Origin of the sequence: Paraburkholderia phosphatilytica (genome assembly GCF_003443895.1) — a bacterium.
GTDB lineage: Bacteria > Pseudomonadota > Gammaproteobacteria > Burkholderiales > Burkholderiaceae > Paraburkholderia > Paraburkholderia phosphatilytica.
Window position 1 is genome coordinate 28973 of record NZ_QQOA01000029.1, and the last position, 17232, is coordinate 46204.

16 protein-coding genes are annotated in these 17232 nt (G+C 65.6%); 6 read left to right on the plus strand and 10 right to left on the minus strand.

Features of this window, described 5'->3' with window-relative positions:
- Positions 1-78: 78 nt before the first annotated feature.
- Complete coding sequence (locus DVS29_RS25705) at positions 79-1233, plus strand: epoxide hydrolase family protein (RefSeq protein WP_118183341.1); 1155 nt, start codon at positions 79-81, stop codon at positions 1231-1233.
- Between the two features lie 271 nt (positions 1234-1504).
- Positions 1505-1969 carry a GNAT family N-acetyltransferase gene (locus DVS29_RS25710; RefSeq protein ID WP_240655799.1) on the plus strand — a complete coding sequence of 155 codons (465 nt, stop codon included), beginning with the start codon at positions 1505-1507 and terminating at the stop codon, positions 1967-1969.
- A 122-nt stretch (positions 1970-2091) separates the two neighbouring features.
- Here DVS29_RS25710 and DVS29_RS25715 read toward each other — a convergent pair whose 3' ends face one another.
- Entirely contained in the window at positions 2092-2370 is a 279-nt protein-coding gene (locus tag DVS29_RS25715; protein ID WP_118183343.1) for a YodC family protein, read from the minus strand.
- Between the two features lie 360 nt (positions 2371-2730).
- Between DVS29_RS25715 and DVS29_RS37040 the strand changes: the two genes are divergently transcribed.
- Complete coding sequence (locus DVS29_RS37040; RefSeq protein ID WP_124800718.1) at positions 2731-3120, plus strand: hypothetical protein; 390 nt, start codon at positions 2731-2733, stop codon at positions 3118-3120.
- Between the two features lie 13 nt (positions 3121-3133).
- On the opposite strand, the gene DVS29_RS25720 is transcribed toward DVS29_RS37040, so the two are convergent.
- The 6 genes from DVS29_RS25720 to DVS29_RS25745 form a co-directional block, all read right to left on the minus strand.
- On the minus strand, positions 3134-3559 hold the full coding sequence (locus DVS29_RS25720) for an OsmC family protein (RefSeq protein WP_118183344.1): 426 nt from the start codon (positions 3557-3559) through the stop codon (positions 3134-3136).
- Positions 3560-3801: 242 nt separating this feature from the next.
- A complete protein-coding gene (locus tag DVS29_RS25725; protein WP_118183345.1) occupies positions 3802-4359 on the minus strand; it encodes a carboxymuconolactone decarboxylase family protein in 558 nt (185 codons plus the stop codon).
- A 39-nt stretch (positions 4360-4398) separates the two neighbouring features.
- Positions 4399-5751 (minus strand): aspartate aminotransferase family protein, encoded by a 1353-nt coding sequence (locus DVS29_RS25730; RefSeq protein ID WP_118183346.1) that lies wholly within the window; start codon positions 5749-5751, stop codon positions 4399-4401.
- 68 nt (positions 5752-5819) lie between these two features.
- Complete coding sequence (locus DVS29_RS25735) at positions 5820-6881, minus strand: C45 family autoproteolytic acyltransferase/hydrolase (protein ID WP_118183347.1); 1062 nt, start codon at positions 6879-6881, stop codon at positions 5820-5822.
- 198 nt (positions 6882-7079) lie between these two features.
- On the minus strand, positions 7080-7940 hold the full coding sequence (locus tag DVS29_RS25740) for a MurR/RpiR family transcriptional regulator (RefSeq protein WP_118183348.1): 861 nt from the start codon (positions 7938-7940) through the stop codon (positions 7080-7082).
- 90 nt (positions 7941-8030) lie between these two features.
- The gene (locus tag DVS29_RS25745; protein WP_205962517.1) at positions 8031-8534 is read right to left on the minus strand and encodes a hypothetical protein; all 504 of its coding nucleotides are present in this window, start codon (positions 8532-8534) and stop codon (positions 8031-8033) included.
- A gap of 556 nt (positions 8535-9090) precedes the next feature.
- Between DVS29_RS25745 and DVS29_RS25750 the strand changes: the two genes are divergently transcribed.
- Complete coding sequence (locus tag DVS29_RS25750; RefSeq protein ID WP_118183349.1) at positions 9091-9495, plus strand: helix-turn-helix domain-containing protein; 405 nt, start codon at positions 9091-9093, stop codon at positions 9493-9495.
- A gap of 55 nt (positions 9496-9550) precedes the next feature.
- Here DVS29_RS25750 and DVS29_RS25755 read toward each other — a convergent pair whose 3' ends face one another.
- Complete coding sequence (locus DVS29_RS25755) at positions 9551-11836, minus strand: amylo-alpha-1,6-glucosidase (RefSeq protein WP_118183350.1); 2286 nt, start codon at positions 11834-11836, stop codon at positions 9551-9553.
- 119 nt (positions 11837-11955) lie between these two features.
- Positions 11956-13260 carry a citrate synthase gene (gene gltA, locus DVS29_RS25760; protein WP_118183351.1) on the minus strand — a complete coding sequence of 435 codons (1305 nt, stop codon included), beginning with the start codon at positions 13258-13260 and terminating at the stop codon, positions 11956-11958.
- A gap of 432 nt (positions 13261-13692) precedes the next feature.
- Here gltA and DVS29_RS25765 point away from each other — a divergent pair, with 432 nt between their 5' ends.
- Complete coding sequence (locus tag DVS29_RS25765) at positions 13693-14094, plus strand: hypothetical protein (protein WP_118183352.1); 402 nt, start codon at positions 13693-13695, stop codon at positions 14092-14094.
- A gap of 39 nt (positions 14095-14133) precedes the next feature.
- On the opposite strand, the gene mreB is transcribed toward DVS29_RS25765, so the two are convergent.
- Positions 14134-15189, minus strand: a complete 1056-nt coding sequence (mreB, locus tag DVS29_RS25770) for a rod shape-determining protein (protein WP_118183353.1) — start codon at positions 15187-15189, stop codon at positions 14134-14136.
- Between the two features lie 425 nt (positions 15190-15614).
- On the opposite strand from mreB, the gene DVS29_RS25775 reads away from it, so the two are divergent.
- Entirely contained in the window at positions 15615-17138 is a 1524-nt protein-coding gene (locus tag DVS29_RS25775) for a DHA2 family efflux MFS transporter permease subunit (RefSeq protein WP_118183354.1), read from the plus strand.
- Positions 17139-17232: the final 94 nt, after the last annotated feature.

A 17232-nucleotide genomic window follows, 5' to 3' on the forward strand; every position in this document is an offset into this window, starting at 1 on the left:
TCGTCCCGCTTTCATGCTTCGCGCGCGGCCCGCGCCGGTCGCCGCGTGTTCCGCCGCACCACCCGACGAGAGTCCGCCATGCGTGTCGAACCCTTCCAGATCGCCATTGCCGATTACGAGCTGAGCTCGCTCACCGCGCGTCTCGCGCATACCCGCTGGCCCGACGAATACGCGAGCACACGCTGGCTCACCGGCGTCGATCTGGACTGGCTGCGCGAACTGACGGCGTGGTGGGCCGACGGCTTCGACTGGCGCGCCGTCGAACGGCGCCTCAACCGCCTGCCGCAGTTCGTCGCGCACCTCGGCGAGCAGCGCGTGCACTTCGTGCATCGGCGCGGCGTCGGACCGAAGCCGTATCCGCTCGTGATCACGCACGGCTGGCCCGGCTCGTTCGTCGAGTTCGAGCGGCTGTTGCCCTATCTGTGCGATCCGGCGTCGACGGGCGGCGATCCCGCCGATGCGTTCGACGTCGTGCTGCCGTCGCTGCCCGGCTTCGGCTTTTCGGGGCGGCCGGTCACGCCCGGCACGTCGGCGTTCGTCACCGCCGACACCTGGTGCGAGCTGATGCGCGGCCTCGGCTACGAGCGCTTCGGCGCGCAGGGCGGCGATCTCGGCGCGGCCGTGTCGATCGCGCTCGCGTACCGGCATGCCGAACACGTCGACGGCATCCATCTGAACTTTCTGCCGTCGTCGTTCGAGCCGGTGGCCGATGCGTCGAGTGCGCCGGTCACGCCAGAAGAACAGGCGTATCTCGATGCGAAAGCCGCATGGGCGATCATCGAAGGCGGCTACGCGCATGAGCACGCCACCCGGCCGCAGACGCTCGGCTACGCGCTCAACGATTCGCCGGTCGGGCTCGCGGCGTGGATCACCGAGAAATTTCGCGCGTGGAGCGACTGCGGCGGCGACGTCGAAAGCGTGTTCTCGAAGGACGACCTGCTGACCGACGTGTCGCTCTACTGGCATACGCAGACCATCACGTCGTCGATGCGCTTCTATTGGGAGATGCGCCTGAAGCCGTTCCGCTTCGAAGCCGGTGAGCGCGTGCGGCCGCCGGTCGGCTTCGCGCGCTTTCCGAAAGAGATCCACCGGCCGCCGCGTTCGTGGCTCGAGCGCGTGTTCGACGTCACGCAGTTCAACGACATGCCGCGTGGCGGACACTTCGCCGCAATGGAACAGCCGGCGCTGCTCGCCGAGGAAATCCGCCGCTTCTTCAGGCCGTTGCGTGGCTGAACTGGAGCGCTCCACCTCCGCTCATCGGAAGACATCACGCAAAAAGAAACGGCGTCGCACACCGTGCGACGCCGTCCGTCTCCCCGCGGGCTGGGTTAATGTAGGTTGATACGCCCGCACTCTCAGATCTGTCGACCCTCGTCTGTCTGGCTGCCACCGCTTCATGCCGACAGACGAACGGCATGAGGCTGAATGCTCGACGCTAAGTGAGAGCGCCCTGCCCGCCCGCCGGCTGGAAAATCGTCACCGACGACAAGGAACCGACAACGTGCTGACCACCCGCCCGCTCGATACGAACGATCTCGACCTCGTGTGCCGCCACCGTCACCGAATGTTCGCCGAGGCCGGCCGCGATCCCGCCGTGCTCGACGCGATGGCCGCGCCGTTTCACGCGTGGCTCGCGCCGCGTCTCGCGAGCGGCAGCTACTTCGGTTTCGTCACGATGGACGGCACGCGCGCAGTGGCGGGCATCGGCCTGATGGAGATCGACTGGCCGCCGCATCCGTTGCATCCGCAGCAGGATCGGCGCGGCTACGTGCTCAATGTGTACGTGGAACCGGACTGCCGCCGGCGCGGTATAGCAGAGACGCTGATGCGCCACGCGGACGATGCGTTCCGCGCGCGCGGCCTGCGCTACGCGATCCTGCACGCGACCGAACTGGGACGTCCGCTGTACGAAGGCCTCGGCTGGCAGACCACGACCGAAATGGCGCGCGCGGTGCCCGCCGCGGAGTAAACGCGGCGTCGCGTCACGACGATCGCCTGGGCGATCGTCGCAATGACCTTCGGATCGGATGATGAGGCTGATGCGCGTGGAGGCCACGCGCGCGACGCGAACGCGAACCGCAAAGCCGGCCCTCATCGAGCCATCGCGCGTACCTGCATGCCCCACTGCACGGAGCCCGCCGGAATGGAGCGCGGCTCCACGCGAACCATGCCGGCGGCGAACATGTCCTGGCGAAGCTCGCCATGCTCGTCGAACCACTCGCACATCAGCCACTCGCCGGACGCGTACGCGACCGGACCCTGGTACGTGACCGTCATGCGCGGACCGCCCGCGCGCAAAGTCACGACGTCGCCGATCTGGAAAGACGGAGGAATCTGCGTATCGATGGTGTCGACGGCAATGGTGGACATGGTGCTCCCCGGTACGTAGGCATCAGTAGTTTCGCCCGACGGCGAATCGCTCGACACGGCAGACAGGGAGATAATGACCCTCCGGTGAAACCCGTAAAAACCCGGGTTCATCCATTACCTTGATTTAATCCCGTCTGCGACCAACTTTTGATGGCCCGCCAAGATTAACAATGTGAAATTCACGCGGCAAGCGAAATCTATAAATATCGATTTTGCGGCGCATCGCAAAACGTTTTACGTCCGGAATTATTGCGTCTGAAGAAATGCCAGCGGGCGGAAGCGCTGCCAGTTTCCATTCGCTGCAAAGACCCTGCCAACGCCTGCCCGGCGGGCGTTTGCGCCCGATGGAAAGCGGCCAAAATGACCGTCGAGCGGACGTTCGCACGTAAAAGCTGCTGCGAATCGGTGGTTTTACCGATGCCGATGTCTGACGAATGGATTAGCCGGCGATTAATCGCAACGCTGTCACATCGTCGTATTAAATCCATGCGCGACGATTGTGCATTCATCCAATGCCCTGATTTAAAAAAGTCAAACTTTTATTCGCGGCAAAGAGAAAACGTTTTCAGCCGCACCACAATTGGCGAATTCCGGATGCGCGCGCCGCAATCCGGTGCGGCGGTTATCCGCGACGGTGCCTGCGTGAACCGGGAGCGGGAACGGGCGCCGGCGCAGCGCCCGAGGGGAAGCAGCGCCGCGCGACGCGGCGCGCGGCGCTGCTGGTCGGCGCGCGAGCACGCGCCGTCATGACGTCGATCTGGAATCAGCTTTCGAGCTTCGCGTCCATCGAGATCTTCGCGTTCAGCACCTTCGAGATCGGACAGCCGGCCTTCGCGTCCGCCGCGGCTTTTTCGAAGGCTGCCTTGTCGCCACCCGGTATCTTCACGACCACGTCGAGATGCGAGGCGGTGACGGAAAAGCCGCCGCCGTCTTTATCGAGCGTCACGGTGGCCGTGGTGGCGATGCTTTCGGGCTTGATGTTCGCCTTGCCCAGTTCCGCCGATAGCGCCATCGAGAAACAGCCCGCGTGCGCGGCTGCGATCAGTTCCTCGGGGTTGGTGCCGACGCCGTTTTCGAAACGGGTGGAGAACGAGTACTGGGTGTCCTTCAGCACGCCGCTATCGGTCGAGATCGAACCTTTGCCGTCCTGCAGGCCGCCTTGCCAGACTGCTGATGCCTTGCGCTTCATCGCACTCTCCTGATGGGCCGGTGCGCGCGACGGAACTGCCGACGACGACTGCCGCACGGTCACGCCCGGGAGGGTGCGCTTGCGGCATCGATCGTCCGTGCCGCGGGCCGGGATTCGGGCGTCGACCGGCTTTCCATCATAGGCGGTTCCCGCGACGCGCGTATTGCATCCCTGCAGTGCATACCGCAGCCGCGTGCGGCGACTCGCAGCGGCCCGCACCAGTCAGCAAGGATGACCGGCACTCACTCCGGGAACGGTAAGGATGTCTGCCCGTCCGCGAGCATGCCGAACACGTTGAGCGTCATCGCGACGAGCGCGTAGTAGCCGAGCAGGCTCACGAGATTGATCGTGACCGGTACGCCGAAGCGTTCCACCGCGCGCGCGTAGGTGGCATCGGACACGCGTTTCGCGTCGTACAGTTCGGTCGCGAATGCGTAGATCAGTGCGTCGTCGGGTTCGTCGAACGACGGCGTGGCGCCGGCGGTACGGATCGCTTCGGCGAGCGCCGCGGGCACGCCCGCCTGCAAGGCGATCGGATGGTGAATGTGCCATTCGGCCTGCGCCTGCCAGCGCGACGCGGTGACCAGGATCGCGAGTTCGGAGAGCCGCAGCGGCAAACCCGTCTGGTAGCGGCAGAACGCGCCGAGCCGTTGCGCATGCTGCGCGAGTTCGGGGCTGTGGATCCAGCCGAGAAACGGGCCGTTCAGGTTGCCGCGCGGTCCCGACAGGATTTCGTCGAGCACCGCGCGCTGCTCGGGCGTCGCCTGCGATGGGTCGAAGGTGGGAAGACGGTTCGTCATGGTGGCGCTCGTTCGTTCGTGGAAGCGGTCGACGCAGTATCAGCGCGCAGCGGCGGTGGCGGCAAGGGCGCTTTCAATCGCGCTTTCAATCGCATCGCCGAGACGCTCGACGATGCGCGCGATGTCGTGCTCCGTGCAGATGAACGGCGGCGCGAGCAGCACGTGATCGCCGAGCCGGCCGTCCACCGTGCCGCCCATCGGATAGACCATCAGCCCACGCGCGAACGCTTCGCGCTTGATCGCGGCGTGCAGTTTCAGCGACGGGTCGAACGGCGTCTTCGTCGCGCGGTCCTTCACGAGTTCCGCGCCGACGAAGAGTCCGCGCCCCCGCACGTCGCCGACGAACGGATGCTCCGCATAGCGCTCGCGCAACAGCGCGCGCAACTGCTCGCCACGCGCCTTCACGTTGTCGAGCAGCTGCTCTTCCGCGATCACGCGCTGCACTTCGAGCGCCGCCGCGCAGGCGGTGGCGTGACCGATATACGTATGGCCATGCTGGAAGAAACCCGAACCGCCGACGATCGCATCGTGGATCCGGTTGCTGACGAGCGTCGCACCGATCGGCTGGTAGCCCGCGCCGAGTCCCTTCGCGATGGTCAGCATATCCGGCGCAACGCCGTCTTCCTCGCACGCATACAGATAACCGGTGCGCCCCATGCCCGACATGATCTCGTCGAGAATCAGCAGCACGCCATAGCGGTCGCACACCGCGCGTATCTTGCGGAAGTATTCGCGCACCGGCGGCACCGCGCCCAGCGTCGCGCCGACCACCGTCTCCGCGACGAACGCGGCGACCGTGTTCGGCCCGAGTTCGAGGATCTTCGCTTCGAGTTCATCGGCGAGGCGCTGCGCGAACTGCTCGTCGCTTTCGTCGGCGCGCTGCTCGCGGTATGCGTAGCACGGGTTCACGTGATGCGCTTCGATCAGCAGCGGCAGGAACGGCTCGCGCCGCCACGCATTGCCGCCGATCGCGAGCGCGCCGAGCGTGTTGCCGTGATAGCTCTGCCGGCGCGCGATGAAATGCCGGCGTTCCAGCTGGCCGGTTTCGACGAAATACTGGCGCGCGAGCTTCAGCGCGGCCTCGACGGCTTCCGACCCGCCCGACACGAAATACACGTGGCCGAGTCCTTCGGGTGCGGCGGCAACCAGATGATCGGCGAGCTGTTCCGCCGGCCCGGTCGTGAAAAACGACGTGTGCGCGTACGGCAGTTGCCGCGCCTGGCGCGCAATCGCGTCGATCACCCGCTGGTTGCTGTGCCCGAGGCACGACACGGCGGCGCCGCCCGATGCGTCGATATAGCGCTTGCCGGTCGAATCGATGATCTCGATGCCGTCGCCGGCTACCGCAACGGGCAGCCTGGCTTTGGGCATCCGGTGAAAGACGTTGGTCATGATGAGGCTCCGGGTTCGGACGTGTCGGATTGGGTGTTCGGTGTTCAGTTTGCTCGTGCGGGCGCCGTTCAGCAGGTGCGCGCGATCAGTTGATCGAAGGTGGTGACGTGGTGCTGGACCACGCGCAGCGCGACGCCGTCTGCGCGCGGTTGCATCAGCGCGGTCGCGAGCGTGTTCTCGCCGTCGGGGTCGTGCGGATCGTCGCGGTAGATCGGCAGCCCGGACGGCGCCACGTCGTGCAGCGCGGCGACAAGCGCATCGGCGTTGCCCTCACGTTCCGCGCCCGGCAGCAGTTGCGCGAGACGAAGCTGACGGTCGCGCGAGGAATCGGTGACGATCTGCGCTTCGCTCTCGTGGCCGGTATGAATCAGATGGTTCGCATGACCGCGCAACGCGCCGACGGCTTCGATCGAGCAGCGCCGCGCCGTCGCCTCCACGCTGACGATGCGCGCTGTGCCGTCCGCTTCTCCGCTCTCCTCCACCGCGCCGAGCGTGTGATGAAAGCCGCTCGCGCGCGGCGTGTCGGAGAGCAACGCGAGCGCATCGTCGAGCGACGCGGCATCGAGCACTGCGCGCGCCAGCACCATGCGCGGCACGCCCACCCGCGGTTCGAGCAAGCGCACGTTGTTGATCGCCTGCGCGAGACCCGCGCGGTTTGCCGCGAACGTATGGCCCGGCAGCGAACCCGGATAGTAGAAGCTGACGAAACCGGGCTTGCCTTCCGGCTGCACGTCGACCAGCATGCAGCGGCCGCGCAGGCACGGGTCGCCGTCTTCGTTGTGCGCGATCCACGCGCCGCGCGGCGATACGGCGGCAAGCGTCGTGCAGCCGTCCGGTGTGCTGTGCGCGAGTTCGCCGCGGCAATTCCACAGGAACACGTCGTCGGCGGACCGGCCGAGCCCCGCCGCGATGCCATCGAGCTCGTCGAGCAGCGCGGGGAAATGGCGCGCGGTCGCGGCGCGCAACGCAGCGACGAACGGATGGCCGCGCCAGCGCTCGACCGCGCGCCACGCGTCGCTCTGCGCGAGGTACGCATCCATCACGGGACGCGCGAGTTCGCCGAGACGGCGGCCGATCGTTGCCGGATCGCCGGCGATGTGAACAGGATCGAGGGAAGCAGCGGAGGTCATGCGCGGTGGAAACCTGGACGGAACGGTGCTCGAAAAACCGGCCTTGACGCGCTGTGCGGATACGCGGATACGACTACGCGAGGTCGTCAACAGCAGGTGCATCTCCCGGATAGTAATGCAACATTTGTTGTTGTTCAAGACGGCACGACACCGTTCGATGCCAACGTGCCCGTCTAACGTGTCACTGCTTCACCGGCGTCACTGCACGTACGCGCCCTTCGCGTGCAGCGCCCGCTCCGCTTCCTCGAGCCGCGCGACCGCACCCGCACCTTCGAGCGCGAGCAGATGCGCGACCAGCGACTCGACGATCGCCATCGCCGCGACCAGCGACGGGAAAAACGACGGGCTGTCGTGCGTGAAGATCAGCACCTTGTCGGCGTTCAGCGCGATCGGCGAGACCGCGCTGTCGGTGATCGCGATCAGGCGGCTGCCCTTTTCACGCGCGGCCTCCGCTACCCGCGCCGCTTCGGCCGAATACGGCGCGAAGCTGATCACGACCGTCGCGCTGTCGCGCTCGATGCTGCGCAGCTGCATGTCGAGCGTGCCCGCCTCGCCGCTCAGCAGCGACACAGAGGAACGAAACAGCCGGTATCCATACAGCAGGCTGAACGCGACCGGATAGCACGAGCGGAACCCGGCGACATGCACGTGCGCCGCGCGCCGCAACAGCTTCGCCGCTTCGATCGTGACGCGCGCGTTCTGCGCGGCCGTCACGTCGAGATTGTGCTGCTGCGAGCGCAGCAGGTCGTGCGCGAGCGCATCCTTCGCGTTCGAACGCACGAGCGAACGCGCGCGGCTCGTCAGCGGCTCGGGCCGCGTGCGCACACGCGCGACGAACAGCTCGCGCAGCTCGTTCCAGCCGGGAAAACCGAGCTGCTGCGACAGCCGCACGAGCGATGCCGGCTGCACCTGCGCGCGCTCCGCCACCTTGCGCATCGACGACACCGCGACCTCGTCGGGATGATCGAGCAGGAACGCGGCGCCGAGCTGGAACTGTGGACTGAATTCGGCGAAGCGCGAGCGGATCAAGGTGGCCAGCTGGTCGAAGGTAGCGGTCATGCGCGGTCCGGTGGTGACGGGTTGACAACAAATGTTACCACCGGGACAACGCGCGGCCGGCGAACCGTCGTTACGACAGCGCGATCGTTTTCATGTCGTCCTTGGCCAGGGAAGCGGCGACGCGATGTGAACCAGTGCGTTCGCGTCCAGCGCCCGCGGCAGCGCGGATTCGACTCGCGCATCTTCATACGCGCGCATCCGTTCGACACGCACGAGCGCCCACTTCTGCTTTACCGACTGCCGCTGGATGCGCGGATCGCCCATCGACCTCAAATACTCGTCGTGGCGATAGCGGTAGAAGCGCCGGAAGTAGTCGTCGCCAGGCAGCCCGCTGTCGAGCGCGAGCAGCACGCCGTAGTCGAGTCTTCGCGGATCGCTGACGGATTCGACGGCCTTCTCGAGCACGCAATACCGCTGCGCATAGCTCAACTCCGGCCCGCACAGATCATGAAAGCGCTGATAGCTGAGCACGCTGCGTTTGATTGCGGCGCGCAGCAGCGCGCGGGCAATGCGTTCGGTCAATTCGTCTTCCACAGCGTGCCTCCAATTCGGCTGATTGAACCGGCTTCTGTTTATTCGCAAATGCAGCGGCATCCGCCGATAAATTCCATTCGACACATACTTACATCTTCATTGCGAAATCACTTTAAATCGATTACCAGTTCCGCAGCTGTCCGTCATTGCGCGGAACACGCAGATAAAATCGCGGCCAGCACAAAGACAACCGCATGGTCTAAATATGAAAATGAAAGCAGGCCGGTCAGAAATAGCCCGGCAAGGCGCAGTCGATACGAAAGCGGATTGCTATACGACGTTGCGCGCGGAGCGCAGCGGGCCCCGCACACAGGACGTATGCGGCAATATGTGTTGTCTCGCGCACTACTGCGAACATCGATTATCAAGCGATAAATCAGGTTAGCAAACGGGGTGCCTGAACGCAAGCTTTCCAGGCAGTTTTAAAATCGGCGGATTCGATTTACAGTCCGGCAAGAACAAAGCCATTCAATCGTTTCAGCCGGCTAAACAATATAATGAGCCCATCGGGATTCGACTTCTCATGATTTTTTTGATCTGCCGACACATCGGCCCGCAAAACCATTATTGATGGTGAGGCCAATATTCATGCCGATGCCGCCGAGGAGTCCGGACCATGCCGTCACGCCGAGAAGATCTTCCCGTCGTCGCGCGCAGGTTGAAGGCGGGCCGCATGCTTCTCGAAGGTGCATCGATCCAGGAGGTCGCCCGCGCCCATCAGTTGACGCCCGCCACGGTGAGGAAGTACAAGCTGCTGGTCGAGGCCGGCGGTCTCGATGCGCTCGCCGCGATCAGCGTGGGTGGGCGCATCTCCGCGCTCGACCCGGACGCGCTCGACTGGATCGCGCAAGCGCTCGGCGGCTCGGCCATGGAGCACGGCTTTCCGTCGGAGGCGTGGACCAACGCGCGTCTGCGCGAACTGATCGCGCGTCGTTTCGGCGTCCACTATTCGCGCGTGTACGCGTGGCAACTCGCGACGCGGCTCGGCCTCGGGCACCGGCTATCGAAGTTGCGCAAATGAAGCGGGGCGCTGTCAGCGCCCCTGCTCCTGCCCAACGCCAGCGTCGCGCGCAGCGCTATAGCAGCGCCACCACCCGCACGTCGCCCTGCCCGGCCGATGCGACCACCTTGCCGTCCACCCGACGGAACGTGATCGACACCGTCGCATCGCCCACCCGCAGATCGCCGACCTCGAGCCAGTCAATGCCCTCGGGCAGCATCGGCTGTTCGATCAGCACCTCGCGGCGCGCGGCATCGACGGACAGGCCGAGACACGCTTCGAGCATCATGAACGGCGAGCCTGCCGCCCATGCCTGCGGCAGGCACGCGACCGGATACGCGGTGGGCGGCTCGCCGCGCCGGCGCGGGAAGCCACAGAACAGTTCCGGCAGCCGCATATCGAAGTTCACCGCCGCCTGGAACAGCGCCTGCAGCAGACGCACGGCGGCCGCCTTCGCGCCGTAGCGCGCGAGACCGCGCGCGCAGATCGCGTTGTCGTGCGGCCAGACCGAGCCGTTGTGATACGCCATCGGGTTGAAGCGCGCCTGACCCGCCGCGAGCGTGCGCACGCCCCAGCCGGTGTGGAACAGCGTCGATTCGAGCCCGCGCGCCACCGCCTCGCCGCGCGACCGTTCGGCCAGCCCGAACGCGAGCAGATGGCCCGCATTCGATGCGAGCACGCGGCACAGGTCGCCGTGGCCATCCAGCGCGATGCCGTAGAAGTTCGCGTCGTCCATCCAGTACTGCTCTTCGACACAGGTGCGGATTTTCGTCGCGCGCGCGGCATAGCCTTCAGCCGCGGAAGCATCGCCGCGATGCCGCGCGAAGTGCGCCATCGTGTCGAACGCGGCGCTCGCGTACGCCTGCACTTCGACCAGCGCGATCGGCCCATCGGGGAAACGGCCGTCCGCATGGAACACGGAATCGTGGCTGTCCTTCCACCCCTGGTTCGCAAGGCCGCCCTCCGATGCGCGCTGGTAATCGAGGAGGCCATAACGGTTGCGGTCGCACACGCCCGCCACCCACTGCGCAGCGAGATCGAGCGCGGGCCACAACTCGTCGATCAACGCGAAGTCATTGGTGCGCGCCGCATATGCGCCGGCCAGCACGATGAAGAGCGGTGTCGTGTCGACGCCGCCGTAGTACAGCGCGAACGGCACCTCGCCTGAAGCCGCCATTTCGCTGCGCCGCATCTCGTGCATGATCTTGCCGACCGCGGCGTCGCGAAACGCCGAGTTCTCGCGCGCCTGATGCTGCGCGAGAAAGCGCAGCACGCCGCGCGCGAGCGCCGGCTGCAGCCACAGCGTCTGCAGCGACGTGATTACCGCATCGCGGCCGAACGGCGTGGAGAACCACGGAATGCCCGCGTACGGATACGGGCCCGAATCGAGATCCGTGGTGAGCAGGCCGAGGTCGGCGAACGAGCGGTCGATCCATGCATTGAAGAGCGGATTGCTCGAACGCACGCGCGCCGACGAGCGGCGCCGCTCGCGCATCACGAGGTGGGCGTCGACCAGCGCGGCGCGCACCGCTGCACGTCCGACGCGCGGCCGCGCCGCATCGATCTGCGACAGATGCAGCGTGCCCGGCGCATGCGGCGGCGCCGCGGTGGAGACTTCGCTTGCCTTCGCGCTGTGCGGCTTCACCTGCACCGCGACCGACACATAGATCGACACGCACGCCTGCGCCGGCAACTGCACCGAGTAGTCCGCGCGATTAGCGAAAAGCTTGTCCGGCGCCGGCGAAAATGCGATCCGCACGTTGCGCTCGACATCGTCGAGGCCGACATAACCGAGCGCAACCTCGCCGTTCTCGACATGCGCCGGCACGATCTCGCCGCGCTTGTTGCGCTTGAGACCGCGTACTTCGAACATGTCGCGAAAGTCGCTCGCGAAGGAAATGGACAGCGGCACCACAGCATCTGTAGTGCCGTAGTTGGTGAGTTCGATTGCTTCGTTGAGCACCGTGCCCGACAGCACGCGCACACGCTCGACGTGGATCACGCCTTCCGGCGTGCTCGACCCGCCGAGCGGCGGCAGCGGCCGGTTCGTCAGATGCGCGGTGAATGCCGCGTTGTCGCTGCTGACCGCGCCGGACAACAGCGACGGCGCGCGGCCGCCAAACGTGAGCCGCAGCTCCGACAGCACGCGCGTGTCGTTGACGAAGAGACCATCGTCGCGGCCCGTGATGTCGCCGAGCGCATCGTTCACGATGAACGTGTTGCCCGCCTTCAGCACGTACTGGTTCGCGGACGCGACGCTTTCCTTCTCGGGCGCGATGAACACGCTGTCCTGCGGGTCCTCGTCGTCGTATTCGACCTTGCCCGCGTGAGTCAGCCCGCCGAGGTCTTCTGGATCCTGCATCGTGTGGCTCCTGTCCGGTTTGCTTCGTTCCGATTGTAGAGGGTCTCGGACCGAAGCACACCGACAGGGCGATTGCGGATTCCATTCGCCACGCGAAACGCGATAGCGAATGGCTGTCGTCAGCGCTTCGCGATCGGCTTCGCCTCACGCGGCGTCTCGCCGATGAAGAGCTGACGCGGACGGCCGATCTTCTGCTCGGGGTCGGCGATCATCTCGTTCCACTGCGCGATCCAGCCCACCGTGCGCGCCATCGCGAAGATGCACGTGAACATCGACGTCGGAATGCCCAGCGCGCGCTGCACGATGCCCGAGTAGAAATCGACGTTCGGATACAGCTTGCGCGACACGAAGTATTCGTCTTCCAGCGCGATCTTTTCAAGCGCCATCGCGAGCTTGAACAGCGGGTCGTCGTGCAGGCCGAGTTCTTCCAGCACTTCGTGGCAGGTCTCGCGCATCAGCTTCGCGCGCGGATCGTAGTTCTTGTACACGCGGTGACCGAAGCCCATCAGCTTCACGCCCGAGTTCTTGTCCTTCACCTGCTCGATGAACGTCGGAATGTTGTCGACCGAGCCGATCTCTTCGAGCATGTTGAGCGCGGCTTCGTTCGCACCGCCGTGCGCCGGGCCCCACAGACACGCGATACCGGCCGCGATACACGCGAACGGATTCGCACCCGACGAACCGGCCAGACGCACGGTGGACGTCGACGCGTTCTGCTCGTGATCGGCGTGCAGGATCAGGATGCGGTCCAGCGCGCGCACCAGCACGTCGTTGACCTTGTACTCTTCGCACGGGTTCGAGAACATCATGTGCATGAAGTTCGCGCTGTACGACAGTTCGTTCTTCGGATACACGAACGGCTGGCCGATGCTGTACTTGTACGCCATCGCGACGAGCGTCGGCAGCTTCGCGATCATGCGCGTCGCCGAGATGTCGCGATGCTCCGCGTTCGTGATGTCGAGCGAGTCGTGATAGAACGCGGACAGCGCACCCACCGCCGCAACGAGGATTGACATCGGATGCGCGTCGCGGCGAAAACCGCGGAAGAAGAAGTGCATCTGCTCATGCACGAGCGTGTGCTTCGTCACGGCTTCGACGAATGCGTCCTTTTCCTGCGCGTTCGGCAGTTCGCCCTTCAGCAGCAGATAGCAGGTTTCGAGGAAGTCGGCGTTCTGCGCGAGGTCGTCGATCGGATAGCCGCGGTACAGCAGCTCGCCCTTGTCGCCGTCGATATACGTGATCGACGAATTGCACGCCGCCGTCGACATGAAGCCCGGGTCGTACGTGAACTTGCCGGTCTGCCCGTACAACTTGCGGATATCGATCACGTCCGGGCCCATCGTGCCCTGGTAGACCGGCAGGTCGATGGTGGTGTCGCTGTCTGAGAAGCGCAGTGTTGCGTGCGAACTGGAGGAGGCATTCATGAGCGTGTTCCTTGTCGTATCACGGCTGTCGGTGACATGCCGGTGACGCGTCGCCGCCGTCCAGAGCAGGACCGGGCGCGCCGTGTCCCGGCCCTGCCGCGCATTCTAAGGCGAGGTCGCACCGTCATTCAGATGAAAGCACACAACAATCCATACCGCGGCCGGCAACACTCGCACCCTGCGAAGCTGCTGCGGCCACCGTCTGTCGTGGCGGTTGCACGAATACCGCGCGAACTTCCGGCTAACCGAAAGCCCGTTGCAAGCGTTGTGCATCGGGAAACAATGTTTTGCTTTTGAGAGAAGCAAACTATCGTGGTTCCTCTGCAATACTCAGGGTATCCACTAGGTCAGGGGCATGCCGAAAGGCTCGCCGTCACGCGCAGGTGACGGCTTTTTTTGTGAGCCACTGAGCAGGACTCGAGGAACACGCAGATGAATCTTTCGATTGATACGCTCTTCCCGGAACCGGAAGCGAGCGAGGACAGCGCCGTCGCCGCGCTGAGCCATCAGGACATCGTGGTGGCGCTGTCGGCCGCGCTCGCACCGCAGCGGGTCGCGGTGCTGCACATGCTCTATCCGCGTACCGACGCGCGCACCCATCGCAGTCTCGACGCACTCGTCGCCGCGTTGCACGGCCACGGTCTGCACGAGGTCGCGCATCTGGTCGCGCAGGAAGCGCACTATCTGCTGTTCAGGGAGCCGTTGAAGGCGTGGAAGGCGTTGCACGAGATCCGCAACGACTCGCTCGCGATCGGCACGCATCTGTACTACAACGGCCTCGTCGGCGAAGCGGCCGAGCGCGCGCTCGACGTGGACGCGCACAGCAAGGACTGACGGTGTTCGCGCTCCGGCGCCGCGGGTGCGCCGCTCAGGTCAGTCGAACGCGTACGCGTCCAGCATCGCCGCGGCCATGCCCGCGCCGCGTACCGCGCAGGTCAGCGGTTCGTCGGCGACGCGCACATCGATGCCGATCTCGTTCTGCAGACAACGGTCGAGGTGGCGCAGCAGCGAGCCGCCGCCCGTCAGCGTCACGCCATGATGCGCGATGTCGGTGACGAGTTCCGGCGGCGCCAGTTCCAGCCCCGCCTTGACGGCCTCGACGACCTGGCGCAGCGGCCCGGCGATCGCGTCGGTCACGTCGTGATTGGTGAGTTCGACCGTGCGCGGCAAGCCGTCCTCGGCGCTGCGGCCGGTCGCGTGCATCCGTTCCACCGGCACGTCGAGCAGCGCCGAGCCGATGGTCTTCTTCACGTGCTCGGCCGTCTGGTCGCCCAGCAGCACGCCGTACAGGCTGCGCACGTAGTTGACGATCGCCAGGTCGAACTGGTCGCCGCCCACCTTGACCGACGCGCTGTACGCGAGCCCGCCCAACGCGATCACGCCGACTTCGGTCGTGCCGCCGCCGATGTCGACCACCATCGAGCCGCGCGCTGACGACACCGGCAGCCCCGCGCCGACCGCGGAAGCCAGCGATTCGCCGATCAGGTTGACCTTCGACGCGCCGGCCGCCGCCGCAGCCTCGCGAATCGCCCGGCGCTCCACTTCGGTTGCGCCGGCGGGCACGCAGATCGTGAACTCCGCCCGCCCGAACAGCGGCCGGACCTTCGACATCTCGATGAACTCGCGGATCATGTGCTCGGCCGCGGAGAAATTGGCGATCACGCCGTGGCGCACCGGCCGTATGGCTTCGAGCGTGCTGGGCGCGCGGCCGAGCATCTGCTTCGCCTCGCTGCCGACCGCCGCGACGCGCACGTGGTTCGCATCGGCGCCTTTCTCGAAGCAGACGACCGACGGCTGGTTCAGCACGATGCCGCCGTCGTCGGTGTAAATGAGGGTGTTGGCGGTGCCGGCGTCGACCGCAATGGTGTTGCGGAACAGGCGCTGGAACAGCGTCGGTCCCGTGGTGTGGTGCGGCATCGCTCTGGCCATCGAAGGGCTCATCGAGTCAGTCGGCCGCCAAAACGGCGGCACGAATCAATCGAACCCGGCCGCGGCGAAGCTTTCTGCCGCTTCGTGCACCGGGCGCTGGTCTGCACGTTATTTTTTCCTGCTTGATAACGACTATCGGCAGGTAAAGGCGCAATCTTTAGCATGTTTTACCGTACAGCCATAAAAAAGCCCGATTACCGGGCATTACGGCGGCCGCCGTGCGGGCTGCCCGGCAGCTTGCGGCGGTTGCGGTTATCCTTTGGCCCTCGTTGCCAGCTGGCCCCGTGCGCCGTCCTGCGCCTGTTCCAGGACACTCGCCGCGGCCCCGGCATTCCCACCGCGGCACCCGCCCGTTCCCCGACTGGAGAAGCCTCGTGAGCCAGCCCGCCGCCGCACCTGCGAAGCCGCCCGCCCCGCCCCCGCCGATGCAGGGCGCGCAGCTCGCGCTCGCCACCTTCGCGGTCGCGCTGGCGACCTTCATGAACGTGCTGGATTCGTCGATCGCGAACGTCGCGATCCCGACCATCTCCGGCAACCTCGGCGTATCGGTCGACGAAGGCACGTGGGTAATCACGGTGTTCGCCGCGTCCAATGCCGTGTCGATTCCGCTCACCGGCTGGCTCACGCAGCGGCTCGGCCAGGTCAAGCTGTTTGTCGGCGCGATCCTGCTGTTCGTGGTGTCGTCGTGGGCCTGCGGGATCGCGCCGACGCTGCCGATCCTGCTGGTGTCGCGGGTCGTGCAAGGCGCCGTCGCCGGGCCGCTGATCCCGATGTCGCAGGCCATCCTCTTGAGCTCGTGGCCGAAGGAAAAGTCGTCCACCGCGCTGTCGCTGTGGGCGATGACCGCCACCGTCGGTCCGATCGCGGGCCCGGCGCTCGGCGGCTGGATCACCGACAGCTACAGCTGGTCGTGGATCTTCTACATCAACATTCCGGTGGGCATTTTCGCGGCCGGTGTGACGTGGATGCTGTACCGCAAGCGCGAAACGCCGAGCCGCAAGCTGCCGATTGACGTGGTCGGACTCGGCCTCCTGGTCGCCTGGGTCGCGTCGCTGCAGATCATGCTCGACAAGGGCAAGGATCTCGACTGGTTTCACTCGCCGGTGATCGTGACGCTCGGCGTGACCTCCCTGATCTCGTTCGCTTTCTTTCTGGTGTGGGAGCTGACCGAGCCGAACCCGATCGTCGACCTGCGCCTGTTCAGGCAGCGCAATTTCCTCGGCGGCACGATCGCGATTTCCGTCGCGTACGGCGTGTTCTTCGGCAATCTCGTGCTGCTGCCGCAATGGATGCAGGAGTACCTGAATTACCGGTCAGTCGATGCGGGTCTCGTGACAGCGCCGCTTGGCGTGTTCGCGGTGATTCTCGCGCCCGTGATGGGACGTGTGCTGCCGCGCTCCGACGCGCGCATCATCGCGACCGCGGCGTTCGTCGGCTTCGCGATCGTGTTCTTCATGCGCTCGAAGTATGTGATCGAGATCGACACCTGGCACCTCGTGCTGCCCACGCTGCTGCAAGGCATTCCGATGGCGATGTTCTTCGTGCCGCTCACCGCGATCATCCTCTCCGGCCAGCCGCCGCAGCGCATCCCGGCGGCCGCGGGCCTGTCGAACTTCGTGCGCGTGTTCTGCGGCGCAGTGGGCACGTCGATCGCCGGCAACGAGTGGAACAACCGCACGATCCTGCATCACGCGCGGCTCACCGAGTATGCGACCATCGACAACCCGCTGTTCCGCCAGCAGATCGACGGCACGCAGTCGCTGCTCAACCTCGGCACGCCATCGGCGAATGCGCTGTTCGATTTCACCGTCAACACCCAGGCCGCGATGATGGGCCTCAACGACATCTTCTACGTGTCCGCGATCATCTTCGTGCTGATCATCCCGCTGATCTGGATCACGCGACCTGCGAAGGGCGGCGGCGGCAAGGACGCGGCGGGCGCGCACTAACGCCGTCCGCTCGCGTCGTACGCAGCACACCCGGCCGCCCATTCGCGCGGCCTTTTTTTCACCACCAGCAATCACCTCTCTGCGTCACCAGGCC

Coding starts and splice junctions, on each gene's coding strand:
- DVS29_RS25705 (WP_118183341.1), top strand. CDS start 79: ATGCGTGTCGAACCCTTCCAGATCGCCATTGCCGATTACGAGCTGAGC.
- DVS29_RS37040 (WP_124800718.1), top strand. CDS start 2,731: ATGACCGTCGAGCGGACGTTCGCACGTAAAAGCTGCTGCGAATCGGTG.
- mreB (WP_118183353.1), bottom strand. CDS start 15,189: ATGGCCAGAGCGATGCCGCACCACACCACGGGACCGACGCTGTTCCAG.
- DVS29_RS25725 (WP_118183345.1), bottom strand. CDS start 4,359: ATGACGAACCGTCTTCCCACCTTCGACCCATCGCAGGCGACGCCCGAG.
- DVS29_RS25740 (WP_118183348.1), bottom strand. CDS start 7,940: ATGACCGCTACCTTCGACCAGCTGGCCACCTTGATCCGCTCGCGCTTC.
- DVS29_RS25715 (WP_118183343.1), bottom strand. CDS start 2,370: ATGTCCACCATTGCCGTCGACACCATCGATACGCAGATTCCTCCGTCT.
- DVS29_RS25720 (WP_118183344.1), bottom strand. CDS start 3,559: ATGAAGCGCAAGGCATCAGCAGTCTGGCAAGGCGGCCTGCAGGACGGC.
- DVS29_RS25755 (WP_118183350.1), bottom strand. CDS start 11,836: ATGCAGGATCCAGAAGACCTCGGCGGGCTGACTCACGCGGGCAAGGTC.
- DVS29_RS25745 (WP_205962517.1), bottom strand. CDS start 8,534: ATGCCGCTGCATTTGCGAATAAACAGAAGCCGGTTCAATCAGCCGAAT.
- DVS29_RS25775 (WP_118183354.1), top strand. CDS start 15,615: ATGCAGGGCGCGCAGCTCGCGCTCGCCACCTTCGCGGTCGCGCTGGCG.
- DVS29_RS25735 (WP_118183347.1), bottom strand. CDS start 6,881: ATGACCTCCGCTGCTTCCCTCGATCCTGTTCACATCGCCGGCGATCCG.
- DVS29_RS25765 (WP_118183352.1), top strand. CDS start 13,693: ATGAATCTTTCGATTGATACGCTCTTCCCGGAACCGGAAGCGAGCGAG.
- DVS29_RS25750 (WP_118183349.1), top strand. CDS start 9,091: ATGCCGTCACGCCGAGAAGATCTTCCCGTCGTCGCGCGCAGGTTGAAG.
- gltA (WP_118183351.1), bottom strand. CDS start 13,260: ATGAATGCCTCCTCCAGTTCGCACGCAACACTGCGCTTCTCAGACAGC.
- DVS29_RS25730 (WP_118183346.1), bottom strand. CDS start 5,751: ATGACCAACGTCTTTCACCGGATGCCCAAAGCCAGGCTGCCCGTTGCG.